General features: G+C 63.9%; 14 protein-coding genes. 8 read left to right on the top strand and 6 right to left on the bottom strand.

Annotated features, from left to right (window positions below; translation table 11 throughout):
* Positions 1-170 precede the first annotated feature (170 nt).
* Both MOV74_RS15165 and MOV74_RS15160 read right to left on the bottom strand, forming a co-directional pair.
* A complete protein-coding gene (locus MOV74_RS15165; protein ID WP_246923478.1) occupies positions 171-1,619 on the bottom strand; it encodes a glutamine synthetase family protein in 1,449 nt (482 codons plus the stop codon).
* Between the two features lie 276 nt (positions 1,620-1,895).
* On the bottom strand, positions 1,896-3,254 hold the full coding sequence (locus MOV74_RS15160; RefSeq protein WP_246923474.1) for an aromatic ring-hydroxylating dioxygenase subunit alpha: 1,359 nt from the start codon (positions 3,252-3,254) through the stop codon (positions 1,896-1,898).
* Between the two features lie 111 nt (positions 3,255-3,365).
* On the opposite strand from MOV74_RS15160, the gene MOV74_RS15155 reads away from it, so the two are divergent.
* From MOV74_RS15155 to MOV74_RS15145, 3 genes are all read left to right on the top strand, one after another.
* Positions 3,366-4,151, top strand: a complete 786-nt coding sequence (locus MOV74_RS15155; protein ID WP_246923471.1) for an IclR family transcriptional regulator C-terminal domain-containing protein — start codon at positions 3,366-3,368, stop codon at positions 4,149-4,151.
* Positions 4,148-4,492, top strand: coding sequence for a hypothetical protein (locus MOV74_RS15150; protein WP_246923467.1), 345 nt, complete (start codon positions 4,148-4,150; stop codon positions 4,490-4,492). Before MOV74_RS15155 ends, MOV74_RS15150 begins: the two co-directional genes overlap by 4 nt.
* 160 nt (positions 4,493-4,652) lie before the next feature.
* Positions 4,653-4,985: a PRC-barrel domain-containing protein gene (locus MOV74_RS15145; protein ID WP_246923463.1), complete on the top strand. Its 333-nt coding sequence runs from the start codon at positions 4,653-4,655 to the stop codon at positions 4,983-4,985.
* Positions 4,986-5,086: 101 nt separating this feature from the next.
* On the opposite strand, the gene MOV74_RS15140 is transcribed toward MOV74_RS15145, so the two are convergent.
* Entirely contained in the window at positions 5,087-5,479 is a 393-nt protein-coding gene (locus tag MOV74_RS15140; RefSeq protein WP_246923459.1) for a group II truncated hemoglobin, read from the bottom strand.
* A 144-nt stretch (positions 5,480-5,623) separates the two neighbouring features.
* A complete protein-coding gene (locus tag MOV74_RS15135; RefSeq protein WP_246923454.1) occupies positions 5,624-6,532 on the bottom strand; it encodes a helix-turn-helix transcriptional regulator in 909 nt (302 codons plus the stop codon).
* A 137-nt stretch (positions 6,533-6,669) separates the two neighbouring features.
* Between MOV74_RS15135 and MOV74_RS15130 the strand changes: the two genes are divergently transcribed.
* From MOV74_RS15130 to boxB, 5 genes are all read left to right on the top strand, one after another.
* Positions 6,670-8,211, top strand: coding sequence for a benzoate-CoA ligase family protein (locus MOV74_RS15130; RefSeq protein ID WP_246923450.1), 1,542 nt, complete (start codon positions 6,670-6,672; stop codon positions 8,209-8,211).
* 127 nt (positions 8,212-8,338) lie between these two features.
* Positions 8,339-9,157: an alpha/beta fold hydrolase gene (locus tag MOV74_RS15125; protein ID WP_246923448.1), complete on the top strand. Its 819-nt coding sequence runs from the start codon at positions 8,339-8,341 to the stop codon at positions 9,155-9,157.
* Between the two features lie 18 nt (positions 9,158-9,175).
* Positions 9,176-9,700, top strand: coding sequence for a DUF309 domain-containing protein (locus MOV74_RS15120; protein WP_246923443.1), 525 nt, complete (start codon positions 9,176-9,178; stop codon positions 9,698-9,700).
* Positions 9,701-9,817: 117 nt separating this feature from the next.
* Positions 9,818-11,506 (top strand): 2,3-epoxybenzoyl-CoA dihydrolase, encoded by a 1,689-nt coding sequence (boxC, locus tag MOV74_RS15115; RefSeq protein WP_246923440.1) that lies wholly within the window; start codon positions 9,818-9,820, stop codon positions 11,504-11,506.
* A gap of 99 nt (positions 11,507-11,605) precedes the next feature.
* A complete protein-coding gene (gene boxB / locus MOV74_RS15110) occupies positions 11,606-13,057 on the top strand; it encodes a benzoyl-CoA 2,3-epoxidase subunit BoxB (protein ID WP_246923435.1) in 1,452 nt (483 codons plus the stop codon).
* 158 nt (positions 13,058-13,215) lie between these two features.
* Here the strand turns inward: boxB and MOV74_RS15105 are convergent, their stop codons facing one another.
* Together MOV74_RS15105 and MOV74_RS15100 are read right to left on the bottom strand one after the other, a co-directional pair.
* Positions 13,216-14,016, bottom strand: coding sequence for an SDR family oxidoreductase (locus tag MOV74_RS15105; protein WP_246923432.1), 801 nt, complete (start codon positions 14,014-14,016; stop codon positions 13,216-13,218).
* 277 nt (positions 14,017-14,293) lie between these two features.
* Positions 14,294-14,815 (bottom strand): polysaccharide deacetylase family protein (locus MOV74_RS15100; protein ID WP_246923428.1); only part of this gene is annotated, 522 nt, incomplete at its 5' end.

Here is a 14,815-nt window from a genome sequence, read left to right as displayed (position 1 = left end):
AATTCGGCGCTGCGCGCGGGCGTGACACGGGCCGGCTCGCACACGTCGAGCAACGGGCCGGATCCCCGCATGGCGACTGGCCCGGTCTCGAACGCGTTTGCCCTTGCGACCGGAGGCGGATTCGGCTTCACGCCGCTACCGCGTGCGGAATGATCGGGGCTGGTTGCCGCTCAGAAGATTTCGAAATATTCGCGGTGCTCCCAGTCGGTCACCTCGGATAGGAAGCGATCGATTTCGGCGTTCTTGATGTGGGTGTAGTAGTCGACGAACTCGGCTCCTAGCTTCTCGCGGAAGAAGGGATCGTCCTTCAGCGCGGCGACGGCATCGCGCAAGCTCTTCGGCAGCAGCGGCGCCTTGGTCTCGTAGGGCGTGTCGGCCGAGGGGCCCGGGTCGAGCTTGCGGTCGACGCCGTCGAGGCCTGAGAGGATCTGCGAAGCCATGTAGAGATAGGGATTGGCGGCGGGCTCGCCGATGCGGTTTTCGAGGCGCGTTGCGGCATCATTGGCGCCACCGAGCACGCGGATCATCACGCCGCGATTGTCGCGGCCCCAGATCGCGCGGTCCGGTGCCAGCGAATAGGAGCGGTAGCGCTTGTAGCCGTTGATGGTCGGCGTGGTGAACAATGTCGATGCGCGGGCATGGTCGAGCAGGCCGGCGAGGTATGCTTTGCCGAACTCGCTGAGTGGCTCGCCACCGTCCTTGGCCGACTCCTTGGCCATGAACAGGTTCTCGCCGCTCGCACGCGAGACGATCGACTGATGCAGGTGCCAGCCGCTGGCGAACAGGTTCGGCAGCTTCGGCCGGCACATGAAGGTGGCGTGATAGCCGTGGCGGCGCGCGATCTGCTTCACGGCGCTCCGAAACAGCACCATGTTGTCGGCGGGCTCGAGCCCCTTCCTCGGCGCGAAGGTGAATTCGCACTGGCTCGGTCCGAACTCGACCTCGACCGAGCGCAAGGGCAGGCCGAGCGCGACGATGTCGCGGCGGAGAATTTCCAGCACCGGCTCCATCTGATCGAAGCGCTGCTCGGTGAGGTATTGATAGCCATGGCTGAGCAGGCTCACCGAGGGCGGCGTGCCGGGTTGACCGGCATCCTCGGGCCGCATATGCGCGTCGTCGAGCTTGAAGATGTGGAATTCGACCTCGAGCCCGGCGACGAAGTCGTGGTCGCGGCTGGCGAGCTCGTCGAGCACCTTGCGAAAGAGCGAGCGCGTCGCGAACGGCACCGGGCGGCCGTCATTGAAGTAGAGGTCGCACAGCACCCAGCCCGTGGTCGGCGCCCAGGGCAAGACGCGAAACGTGGTGGGATCGGCGACCATCAACACGTCGGCCGCGCCCTCCATCTCCTTCATGCCGAAGCCGCCGCCCACGGTGAACACCGGAAACACCGTGCGGTGCGAGGTGTCCTTGGCGAGCATGGTGGTGGTGATGGAGCAGCCGCTCTCCAGCGAGGCGATCGCCTCGGAGGCGATGATGGTCTTGCCGCGCAAGATACCGTGCTGGTCGGGGAAGGCGAGGCGGATGACCTCGAGATTCTTTTCCTCGACGATGCGCCGCATGCGCGCTGCGGCGTCCTTCTGCTCATCCGACCACAGCGCATGACGCGCGACGAAAGTCACTTTGGTTGCTCCTCAGTCACGATGATCGACGGGGGCAAGACGCTTGCCACGTTCTCCGCCATTGCGAGCGCAGCGAAGCAATCCAGAGTCTTTCCGCAGATGCATTTCTGGATTGCTTCGCTGCGCTCGCAATGACGAGGATAGACCTTCACATTCACTCCGCTGCCGTAGAGTGGGCAAAGCGAAGCGTGCCCACCACCTCTATCATCCGAGCGAAAGCATGGTGGGCACGGCGCTTTGCGCCTTTGCCCACCCTACCGGTTCGGTGCACGCGCGTCACTCCGCCGCCGTCAGCTTGTGCACGTTGTCGGCGATCTCCTTCGGCACCGGCGCGGTCCATGGCGCACCGCGGCGGCGCTTGACGTCGACCTCCATCCAGTAGGTCTCCCAGCCCCGCGTCGGGCCGATGCCGTCCATGGTCGCGGGGCCCTGGATGCTACGCGCATTGGCCTCGTCGAGATGCAGCATCGGCTTCTCGCCGCCCGAAACCTTTTCGATCTCCTGCCGCAGCAGGCGGCGGTATTGCACGATCGCTTTGTCGCTCGAACCGAGATGCTCCTTGGTGCGGTCCTGGATCGCGCCCATCGATTCCACCGCCCACTGGTCGTGGACGTTGATGTCGGTGCCCATGCCGGTATAGGTCGCGGTCTGCTGCTCGTGCGGATCGAAGCCGTAATCGTTAGCTCTGTTCTTGCGCGAGACGTAGTCGGGCAGCTCATAGAGCTCGAGCCGCTGATCGCGCATCTTCTTCTTGTCGACCGGGTTCGTGTAGCTGGTGAAGATCGCGTACCAGTAGCAGTTCTCGTCATCGACAGGCACGTGCCATTGCGTGATCGTCATCTCCGTGCTCATGGGAATGACGAAGCCGTGCGGGAACAGCTGGTTGGTGACGCGCACATGGGTGCGCTCCTCGTCGATCTCGCGCAGCGCAATCAGCCGCAGGCCGTATTCGGTGTGCTCGACATTGATGATCGGGCGGTCGTACTCGCGCAGGATCTTCGTCATCGGCAGATCGCTGCCGGCCGAGGCACCGCGAAACTGCTTGCCGTAAGCGGTGGAGGTGTCCTCGTCCTCGAAGAAACGGTGCAGATAGGAGGCGTGCGCGGGATCGATGCCGACTTCGAGCGCCTGCAGCCAGTTGCAGGCCATGTGGCCCTTGAACGCGAAGGTGTGAGTATCAGGCGCGACGAAGCAATCGATCTCCGGGAATGCGGGCGGGGCGCCCTCGCCAAGATAAGCCCAGAGGATGCCGCTCTTTTCGATCACGGGATAGGAGCGCTGCCGGATGTTCTGGCAAAGCTTCGAATCCTTCGGCTCGGCCGGCGTCTCGATGCATTGGCCGTTGGCATCGAACAGCCAGCCATGGAAGGCGCAGCGCAATCCTCCATGCTCCAACCGTCCGAAGGCAAGGTCGGCGCCGCGATGCGCGCAGTGGCGGTCGATCAGGCCGTAGCGTCCGCTCTCGTCGCGGAACAGCACCAAATTCTCGCCGAGCAGTTTGACGGGACGGATCGGCCGCGCGCCCTCCAGCTCATCCACCAGCGCCGCCGGCTGCCAGTAGCTCCGCATCAGCTTGCCGCAAGGGTCCTTCGGTCCGGTGCGGGTGATCAGGTCGTTCTGCTCCTGGCTCATCATGGCAGTAGCATCCCTTATGGAGTGGCAATTGTTCGCCTATTGAACGAATGGGCGAATTATGACATGACTTGACCCGCCAGCAAGCACTATTTTGCAGGATTGTCCCTCCATATGCCCAAGCTGAAGCGGAACGAGAGCGAGGAGCGCGCGACGGATTTCGTCGAGAGCCTCGATCGTGGCCTGCGCCTGCTGCAATGCTTCGGCACCACGGCAGGCCCGATGACGCTGAGCGATCTCGCCCGTGCCGCCGATCTGCCGCGCGCGACGGCCCGGCGCATGCTGTTCACGCTGCAGCGCGGCGGCTACGTCTCCGGTGATGGAAAGCTGTTCTCGCTGACGCCGCATGTATTGACGCTGGCAGCGTCCTATCTGCGCTCCAATCAGCTCGTCGCGGTGCTTCAGCCGGTGCTTGATCGCGTCGCGACGGCAGCCAACGAAATCTCTTCGCTCGCCGTGCTCGACGGCGATGACGTCGTTTTCATTGCCCGTGGCAGCCCGGCGCGGGTGTTCTCGGGCGGGCTGGAGATCGGCTACCGCCTGCCGTCCTTCTGCACCTCGGTCGGCCGCGCCATGCTCGGCCAGCTCGACGATGCTGAGCTTGCCGCGCGCCTGACGGCGATGACGGGGGAGGCACTGACGCCGCAGACGGTGACGGATGCGAAGGCGCTGCTCGCGCGCATCGCGGCCGACCGCGCGCAAGGCTATTCCCTGGTCGACCGCGAGGCCGAGCCGCATTTCCGCTCGATCTCGGTCCCGGTGCGCCGCTACGACGGCGTGATCGTCGCCGCCATCAACATGGGCGCCCATGTCGATCGCGTGCCGGAACAGGAATTGATCGATCGTTTCCTGCCGTTGTTGCGGGAAGGTGCGGAGAATGTAAGGGACAGGTTGCTATGAAAAACGGCGTGAAAAGCACACCTCTTCTTACGCTGACGCATATGGATACGGGTGTGAAGTTCTATCATCTCAATGATGAGAGAGCATTCTTTGAATGGTTGACGCGAATCCCGTGCGTGCAGAGTTGCGAGGGCGATGGCAATCGGGGTCTGGTTGTTCGGTTAAAGCGTCGGCCCGGAAACGACGACCTCAGACAATTTCTTGCGCTCTGCCGTCGCTATGGCGTCGATATGAAGCAATTGGCAAAATTCGAGACGACAAAAAATCGTGTCTGGTTTCGCGATCCACAGACGCCCTGGTACCGGGCAGTGTTCGGAGAACGATCCGCGCGGGGATCGTAGAGTAGATCAGCTGCTGTTGCCCGGGTGAGCGAAGCGAGACCGGGAACTTGTCGCGAAGCGGCCCGGATGTCGCTTCGCTTATCCGGGCTCGGCCGCATTCCCGCCGCCCCGAAACCGGTGCTATAATGGTCGCAAAGCACAAGAGATCAGGGAGGACGCCATGCAACACACCATGGTTCCCAGTGATCGCGTCGAGCACGTCACCGTCTACGGGTGTGACGGCAAGAAGCTCGGCACGATCGAGCGATTGATGCTCGACAAGGCGAGCGGGACCGTCGCCTACGCCGTGATCAAGACCGGCAGGCTGCTGGGCACCCATCACCATTATCCCGTGCAGTGGAGCGCTTTGAAATATGATCCGGGACGTCAGGCCTTTCAGGTCGAACTGACGCCGGAGCAATTGAGCAGCGGTCCCTGCGAAGTCGACGGCGATGAATTCGATTGGGGCGACCGCTCGCGGCCGTACCAGCATCCGAATTATTGGTCGATCTAAGTCGTGAAGCAGTCCTTGTAGCCCGGGCGAGCGAAGCGAGACCCGGGACAGCCGGCCGCAGAGTCCCGGATGTCGCTGCGCTCATCCGGGCTACGGCACCGTTACCGGTTGCGCATCCAGTCCGCGAGGCCGGACAGCGCCTTGTCGAGGTCCTGCCGCGCGGCGGCATCGGTGATCGTCTCCTCCATCGCGCCGCGCATGCAGAGCATCCACGCGTCGCGCTCGGCATCGCCGATGGCAAAGCCGATGTGGCGCTGCCGCAGCCGCGGATGGCCCTTCTCGGGAGTATAGAGCCGCGGTCCGCCGGTCCATTCGGTGAGATAGCGCTTCAGCACATCCCTGATCAGGCCGAGGTCGTCCGCATGCATGGCGCGGATGATCTGTGCCTCGGGCAGCGTGTCCATGCGCTCGTAGAAGCGGTCGACCAGGGCGTCGATCGTGGCACTGCCACCGATCCGCTCGAACGTGGAGGTGGTGATTTCGGTGGAGGTCATTCCTGAATTCCTGAAGTTGGCGGCTCTTCATATCGTCTGCATTGACGAAACGAAAAGGGATGCAAAGCGCTTCCGCGTGCTCAGCTGCGCTCCCTGCCCGCAAGGGGGAGGGAACGTAGCGGATATCGGAGCTAGCAGCTCGCCCTACAGCGCCACGCTGCGCAGCCCGAAGCTGCGCGCTTCGTTCTGCAGCACCGGCCGTACTGCATCGATCAGTCGTGCGGCCGCCGCATCGACCGACAACCCCGCGGTATCCACCACCGCCGTCGCGCGCGAATACAGCGGCTCGCGGCTCAGCAAGATGTTGCGCAGCTCCGCCATTGCGGAGCGATCGTCCGCCATCGGGCGCAAATCGCCCTGGCGGCGGACGCGGGCCATGTGCTCCTCGGGTTCGGCCTTCAGCCAGATCGTGTAGAACGAGGTCAGGATCTGGTCGAAGGTCAGCGGCTCGGAGACGATTCCGCCGCCGGTCGCCAGCACCATCAGCTCGTTGCGCGCGAGCAGCTGCTGCAGCGCCGCCTGCTCCATGCGGCGAAAGCCCTCCTGGCCGTAGAGCGCGATGATCTCGGCGACCGAGAGGCCGTTCTGCTGCTCGACCTCCTTGTTGAGCTCGACAAAACTCCAGCCGACCTTCTTCGCCAGCATCCTGCCGAGTGTCGATTTGCCGGCGCCGCGCAAGCCGATCAGCGCGATGCCGCAGAACGGCGCGCGCCGCGGCGCGGTTGCGCTGCCCCCAGTGAGCAGGTCCTTTGCCTGCGCAATCTGCGCAGGCGTCGCCTTGCGCAAGAGATCGCGAAACATCTGCCAGTCCGGCGTCGGATCGGCGGAGGGGAGCAGATCTTCGAGATGTGCGCCCATCGCGTCGGAGACGCGGCGGAGCAGCACGATGGAGACATTGCCCTTGCCGCTCTCGAGCTGCGCGATGTAGCGCTCCGAGATTCCTGATACCTTGGCGAGCACTTTGCGCGACATGCCGCGCAGCGCGCGCATCGTGCGCACGCGCTGGCCGAGCTTTTCGAGGAACTGGGATTCGGCGTCGGGACTGTCGGTCATGAGCCTTCTTTAAGGGATGTCTTCTTGAAGGGTGTCCTGCGGCGCATTTTAATGAAACATAATGCCTGTTGGCATTGACAGCAAGCCGCCGCAGTGTCTTTCTATGAATTATAATTCTAAATTCGGGAGAGAACTCCGTGAGCGAGGGATCCTATAACGCGGTGACCTGGCTGCTCGACCGGAACGTCGAGGAGGGCCGCGGCAACAAGCTGGCTTTCGACGACACCGTCTCGCGGCTCACCTATGGCGAACTGCAGCGCGACAGCCGCCGCGCCGCCAACATGCTGCGCCGGCTCGGCGTCCGCCGCGAGGAACGCGTGGCGATGATCATGCTGGATACCGTCGACTTCCCGATCGTGTTCCTCGGCGCGATCCGCGCCGGCATCGTGCCGGTGCCGCTCAACACGCTGCTGACCGCGGACCAGTACGCCTACATCCTCGCGGACTGCCGTGCGCGCGTGCTGTTCGTCTCCGAGGCGCTCTATCCCGTCATCAAGGACGTGGTCGGCCGCATGCCCGATCTCGAGCATGTGGTGGTGTCCGGCGCCAAGCAGAACGGCCACAAGCAGCTCACTGAGGAGATATCCGGCGAGAGCGACCAATTCACCACCGCCGTGACGCATCCGGATGAGCCGGCGTTCTGGCTCTATTCGTCGGGCTCGACCGGCATGCCCAAGGGCGTGCGCCACATCCATTCCAATTTGCAGGCGACAGCGGACACCTACGCCAAACAGGTGCTGGGCATCCGCGAGAGCGATGTGTGTCTCTCCGCGGCAAAGCTGTTTTTCGCCTATGGGCTCGGCAATGCGCTGACCTTCCCGATGTCGGTCGGCGCCACCGTGGTGCTGAACAGCGAGCGTCCGACGCCGGCGCGCATGTTCGATCTGATGAACCGCTACAACCCCTCGATCTTCTATGGCGTGCCGACGCTGTTCGCGGCGATGCTCAACGACGAGACGATGAAGAGCGAGCGCGGCGGCAAGGCCTTGCGCATCTGCACCTCGGCCGGCGAGGCGCTGCCGGAATCCGTCGGCAACAGCTGGAAGGCGCGTTTCGGCGTCGACATTCTCGACGGCGTCGGTTCGACCGAGCTGTTGCACATCTTCCTGTCGAACGCGCCCGGCGACATCAAATACGGCTCTTCCGGCAAGCCGGTGCCGGGCTATGCGGTGCGGCTCGTCAACGAGGCCGGCGAGGACGTCGCCGACGGCGAGGTCGGCGAGTTGCTGGTCGATGCGCCCTCGGCCGGCGAAGGCTACTGGAACCAGCGCCACAAGAGCCGCCGTACCTTCGAGGGACCGTGGACCCGCACCGGCGACAAATATGTCCGCGACACCGAGGGCCGCTACACCTTCTGCGGCCGCGCCGACGACATGTTCAAGGTCTCCGGCATCTGGGTCTCGCCGTTCGAGGTCGAGAGCGCGCTGATCACGCATCCTGCCGTGCTGGAGGCCGCCGTCGTGCCCGAGGCCGATCCGGAAGGATTGCTGAAGCCAAAGGCCTTCGTCGTGCTGCGCCCCGGCGCGACAACGACGGAGTTGCAGGAGGTGCTCAAGGAGCACGTCAAGCAGAAGATCGGCCCGTGGAAATATCCGCGCTGGATCGATGTGGTGGAGTCCCTGCCGAAAACGGCCACGGGCAAGATCCAGCGGTTCAAGCTGCGGGAAGGCGCGAATTAACCTCTCGTCATTCCGGGGCGATGCGAAGCATCGAACCCGGAATCTCGAGCCGCAAAACAATCTCGAGATTCCGGATCAGCTCGCGTTGCGAGCTGTCCGGAATGACGGAGTGAACGGGAACGACAGCATGACCAACCTCACCCCCACCGGCTTCCTCAGCATCGGCGACGCCAGCCTCGAATACAAATGGCTCGCGCCTGAGGTCGCGGACGCACCCACCATCGTCATGCTGCACGAAGGCCTCGGCTCGGTCGGGCTGTGGGGCGACTTTCCGGAGAAGATCCAGGCTGCCACCGGCGCTGGCGTCTTCCTCTATTCGCGTGCGGGTTACGGCCAGTCGAGCCCCGCCGTGTTGCCGCGACCGCTGGACTACATGCAGCGTGAGGCGCTGGACGTGCTGCCGAAGCTGCTCGATGCAATCGGCTTCAGGCGCGGCCTGCTACTCGGCCATTCCGACGGCGCCTCGATCGCAGCAATCTATGCCGGTTCACGTCAGGATCACCGCCTTCAGGGCGTTGCGCTGATCGCGCCGCATTTCATCGTCGAGGACATCTCGGTCGCATCGATCGCCGCGATCAAGACCAGCTTCGAGACCACGGATCTCAAGCCCAAGCTCGCGCGCTGGCACAAGGACGTCGACAATGCCTTTTACGGCTGGAACGGCGCTTGGCTCGACCCGAAGTTCCGCGACTGGGACATCTCGGAATATCTCGCCTATATCCGCGTACCCATCATGGTCCTGCAGGGCGAGAACGACCAATATGGGACACTGCGCCAGGTCGAAATTGCGCAGGAAGAGTGTTATTGCCCGGTAGATATTAAAGTCATTTCAGACGCGGGCCATTCCCCGCATCGTGAAGCGCCGGGGGCGACGCTTGACGCAATTGAGCAATTTGCAAAAGCGGCCCTGCGCGATGATCAGGGACTCGGGGTACGCGCCGCATGACCATGCGGAGGCACATTTATGAAGGTGCCTTCACATGCGACCGGCCCGTTGCCGTGGCCGCAATGGGCCTATGTCCCGGGAGAGCCCGGCGCGGCTGATGCGGATTCCGAGACGCTTTGTTTGGCCAAGGCGATGGTGCCATCGGCCTTCCGCGGCTACGTGCCGGCGCGCCATCCGGCGCTGCGCTACGGGCTTGCGCTCAACGACCGCGGCTATTTCTGGGAAGCACAGGAAGTGCTGGAGACAGTGTGGGCCGCAGCCCCGCAGAGCGGCCGCGAACGCATTCTGCTGCGTGCCTGCATCCACATCGCCAACGCGAATTTGCGGCTGCGTATGCAAAGGTCGCATTCGGCCGCGCGCTTGTTCGGCGATGCGCTGGCGGAGCTGATGGCACTGAGCTCGCGCAAGGCGGCTGCGGCCGGCGATGGCTTCGTCGAGACCTTCCCTGTCCCGGCCCTGATCGCGCTGCTCCAGGCCAAGCTCGGCCGTCCCCAACTCTCCAAGGCGGACTGGATCGCACTCGGGGCCATCGTGCGGTCCTGAGGCGCCATGAAACAAAATGCATGTGAGCCCGGTTAAGGGGTAGACGCGCTCAAAAAGATGCACTATTGTGCATCTAACGCTACGGCGATCATGCATAATCAAGCTCAGGGATGACCCATGGCCGGGGAAGATCGGCGCCTCGCAGGCGGCGCGACATTCATCGATTTCCAGACCGAACCGTCCCGCTACAAGCATTGGAAGCTGGCGGTCGAGGGCGACGTCGCGACGCTGACCATGGACGTCGACGAGAACGGCGGCCTGTTCGAGGGCTACCTGCTCAAGCTCAATTCCTATGATCTCGGCGTCGACATCGAGCTTGCGGATGCGGTGCAGCGGCTGCGCTTCGAGCACCCGGAAGTGAAGGTCGTGGTGATGCGCTCGGCCAAGAACCGCGTGTTCTGCGCTGGCGCCAACATCCGCATGCTCGCGGGCTCGACGCATGCCCACAAGGTCAATTTCTGCAAGTTCACCAACGAGACCCGCAACGGCATGGAAGACTCCTCGGAGAATTCCGGCCAGCGCTTCATCACCGTGGTGAACGGCTCGGCCGCCGGTGGCGGCTACGAGCTGGCGCTCGCGACCGACCACATCATCCTCGCCGATGACGGCGCCTCTGCCGTCGCCTTGCCCGAAGTGCCGCTGCTCGCGGTGCTGCCGGGCACCGGCGGTCTCACCCGCGTCGTCGACAAGCGCAAGGTGCGCCGCGACCACGCCGATTTCTTCTGCACCATCGAGGAGGGCGTGAAGGGCAAGCGCGCCGTGCAATGGCGCCTCGTCGACGAGATCGCGCCGAACTCGAAGCTCGAGGCCAAGATCGCCGAGCGCGCCAGGGAATTTGCAGGCCAATCGAAGCGCAAGGGCAGCGGCAAGGGCATCGCGCTGACGCCGGTCAAGCGTGTGATCGACCAGACCAGCATGCGTTATGGCTTCGTCACGGTCGATATCGATCGCACGGCCCGCATCGCCACCATCTCGATCAAGGCGCCCGAGGCCGCGCCGCCGGCCGACATCGACGGCATGATGGCGCAGGGGGCTTCGTTCTGGCCGTTGCAAGTGGCGCGCGAGATCGACGACGCCATCCTGCATCTGCGCATCAACGAGCTCGAGATCGCCATGCTGGTGTTCAAGAGCCATGGCGACCGTGCCCATGTGCTGGCCTGCGATGCCTTTCTCGAAACCAACAAGGCGCACTGGCTGGTCAACGAGATCCGTCATTACTGGAAGCGCGTGCTCAAGCGCATCGACGTCACCTCGCGCACGCTGGTGACGCTGGTCGAGCCCGGCTCCTGCTTTGCCGGCACGCTGGCCGAGCTCGTCTTCGCCGCCGACCGCTCCTACATGCTGATCGGGACGCGCCAGGGGGACAATCGTCCGCCGCCGTCGATCGAGCTCTCCGCGATGAATTTCGGCCCCTATCCGATGAGCCATGGCCTGACGCGGCTGCAATCGCGCTTCCAGGCCGATCCGGCCGATGTGGAGCGCGCGGAAGCGACGCTCGGCACCTCGCTCGACGCCGAGCAGGCGGAAGAGCTCGGCCTCGTCACCTTCGCGCTCGACGACATCGACTGGGACGACGAGGTTCGTGTGTTTCTCGAGGAGCGCGCCAGCTTCTCGCCTGACAGTCTCACCGGCATGGAAGCGAGCCTGCGCTTCGTCGGCCCCGAGACGATGGAATCAAAGATCTTCGCGCGCCTCACCGCCTGGCAGAACTGGATCTTCCAGCGCCCGAACGCGGTCGGCGAGGAAGGCGCGCTGCGCCGCTACGGCAGCGGCCAGAAGCCGAAATTCGATATGACGCGAGTCTAGCGAGTAGAGAGTGGCGAATGGCGAATAGGGATTTTCATTCGCCATTCGCTACTCGCCATTCGCCCCTTTAAACGAGCTAGTCCCCCACGGGAGGTCCACATGAACATGAACATCATGAACGTCGACTACTCGACCAAGATTCCCAACAACGTGAACCTCGCCGAGGACCGCCAGGTGCTGAAGGCGCTGGAGGGCTGGCATCCCGGCTACATGGATTGGTGGAGCGACATGGGGCCGGAAGGTTTCCAGGAATCACTGGTCTATCTGCGTACCGCTTACTCCGTTGACCCGCGCGGCTGGGCCAAGTTCGACTATGTCCGCATGCCCGACTATCGCTGGGGCATCCTGCTTGCGCCACAGGAAGAAAACCGCGTCGTGCCGTTCGGCGAGCATTATGGCGAGCCGGCCTGGCAGGAAGTCCCGGGCGAATATCGCGCCATGCTGCGCCGCCTGATCGTGATCCAGGGCGACACCGAGCCGGCCTCGGTCGAGCAGCAGCGCCATCTCGGCAAGACCGCGCCTTCGCTCTACGACATGCGCAATCTGTTCCAGGTCAACGTCGAAGAGGGCCGTCACCTCTGGGCGATGGTCTACCTGCTGCAGAAGTATTTTGGCCGCGACGGACGTGAAGAGGCCGACGATTTGCTCCGCCGTCGCTCCGGCGATGCCGATTCGCCGCGCATGCTGGGCGCCTTCAACGAGGCGACGCCGGACTGGCTGTCCTTCTTCATGTTCACCTATTTCACCGACCGCGACGGCAAGATGCAGCTCCACAGCCTCGCGCAGTCCGGCTTCGATCCGCTGTCGCGCACCTGCCGCTTCATGCTGACGGAAGAAGCCCACCACATGTTCGTCGGCGAGACCGGCATCACGCGCGTCGTGCAGCGCACCTGCGATGCGATGCGCGAGGCCGGCATCACCGATCCGACCGACATCGCCAAGGTCCGCGCGCTCGGCGTCATTGATCTTCCGACCATCCAGAAGAAGCTGAACCTGCACTACACGCTGTCGCTCGATCTGTTCGGCTCGGAGGTCTCGACCAACGCGGCCAACGCCTTCAACACCGGCATCAAGGGCCGCTATCACGAGACCCAGATCGACGACGATCACCAGCTCAAGAACGCGACCTATCCGGTGCTGAAGTTCATCGACGGCGAGATCAAGCTGGTCGACGAACCGGCGCTGACCGCGCTCAACATGCGCCTGCGCGACGATTACAGCCAGGATTGCGTCAAGGGCATGCTGCGCTGGAACAAGGTGATCTCGACCGCGGGCTATCAGTTCCAGCTCAAGCTGCCCAACGTCGCCTTCCATCGCCACATCGGCGAGTTCAAGGACGTGCATGCGACGCCGGACGGCCTGTTGATCGACGATGCCACCTGGGCGAAGCGCAAGGACGAATGGCTGCCCTCGACGGCCGACGGCGACTTCATCACCTCCCTGATGCAGCCCGTCACCGAAAGCGGCAAGTTCGCCTCCTGGATCTCGCCGCCGAAAGTCGGCATCGACAACAAGCCCGGCGATTTCGAATACGTGAAGATCGAGTCGTAGCGTCGGGCTTCGACGCTCTCGCAAGGCAAATGGTGTCATCGCCCGGCTTGACCGGGCGATCCAGTATTCCAGAGGCTGTCGTTGTTAAACCGAGACGGCGCGGCGTACTGGATGCCCCGGTCAAGCCGGGGCATGACAGCCGAGCTTGAAGCGGGGACCTACCCCGCGATCTCCAGCCCGGCATTGGCATACACCACGCCGCCATCCACCGCGATGGTGTTGCCGACCACGTAATCGCCCGCACGCGAGGCGAGATAGATCGCCAGCCCAGCCATATCCTCGTCGGTCCCGATCCGCCGCGCCGGAATGCGCTTTGCGACCTCGTCCGAATGGTCGCGCGCGGCCCGGTTCATGTCGGACTTGAATGCGCCCGGCGCGATGGCGGTGACGTTGATGTTGTCCTTGATGAGTTTCGTCGCCATGCGCCGCGTCAGATGGATCACGGCGGCCTTGCTGGCGGCGTAAGAATAGGTCTCGCCCGGATTGACGAAGATACCGTCGACCGAGGCGATGTTGATCACCTTCGCCGGACGTTCTGCGCCTGCGGCCGCGCGCAGCGGTTTCGCCAGGGCCTTGGTCAGGAAGAACAGCGACTTGACGTTGAGGTCCATCACCTTGTCCCAGCCGCTTTCGGGGAATTCGTCGAACTCGGCGCCCCAGGCAGCCCCCGCATTGTTGACGAGGATGTCGAGCTTCGGCTCCAGCTTGATGATTTCCCCTGCGAGCCTGTCGCAACCTTCGACGGTGGAGATGTCGATCGGCAGCGCGATGCATTCGCCGTCATATTGCGCGGTGAGCTCCTTGGCGGTCGCTTCGCACGGTCCGGCCTTGCGCGCGGTGATGTAGACCTTTGCGGCGCCGGCACTGAGAAATCCCGCCGCAATCATCTTGCCGATGCCGCGCGAGCCGCCGGTCACCAGCGCGACGCGGCCTTTGAGCGAGAACAGGTCGTTGAACATGAGGCCTCCCTTGGTTTGGCGTTGTTTTGAGCGGGGAGGGGAGGGGAGTCAAGGAAGGCGCCAGTGCGGCGCGACGGCGGAACGACCTACGCGGTGTCGTCCCCACCTAGTGCGCAATTGCGCACGGGCACGGGGACCCATAACCCCAGGGAGCAGTTTGGCGAAGATTCGGCGTTCGGTACTTCTACCAACCGCAATCGATAAATTCCGCGGTATGGGTCCATGCGCCCGTGCGCAATTGCGCACTAGGCAGGGACGACAGCGGAGATTGGAGCGCCTACGCCGCCGCGATCCGGCGGAAACCGTTCCACATCGCGGTCGCCGCGCCCGAGGTCAGCACCGGCAGGATGCGCGGGTCCTGGTAGTTGCCGTTGAGCGAGACGCGCGGCAGCGCGGTCATCTGGCCGGCATTGTCCGGGAACAGCATGCCGGGCCGCGTCGTCACCGCGGTCTTGAAGCCCGCCGTTGCAGCAAGGCCGAATTCGCGCATCCCCGCCGCCTCGCGGTCGCCATAGGGATAGGCGAGATGCAACACGGGACGCTCCAGCGCCTGCTCGATCCGCGCGCGGCTCGTGGCCAATTCTTGCGCGGCGATGTCTTCCGCCAGCTTGGCGAGATTGCAATGACTGACGCTGTGCGCGCCGATCGTGACCAGCGGATCGGCGGCGAATGTCTTCACCTCGGCCCAGGACAGGCAGAGGCTGCGGCACAGCGCGGCCATGTCGACGTCATGCGTCGTGCAGAGCGCCTCGATCTCGCGCGCCAGATCGTGCTCGCCCGGCAGCGCGCGCAGCCAGTC

The organism is Bradyrhizobium sp. SHOUNA76 (genome assembly GCF_023006445.1).
Lineage (GTDB): Bacteria > Pseudomonadota > Alphaproteobacteria > Rhizobiales > Xanthobacteraceae > Bradyrhizobium.
The sequence above is the reverse complement of the archived record's forward strand: the minus strand, read 5'-3'. Positions and strand labels throughout refer to the sequence as shown.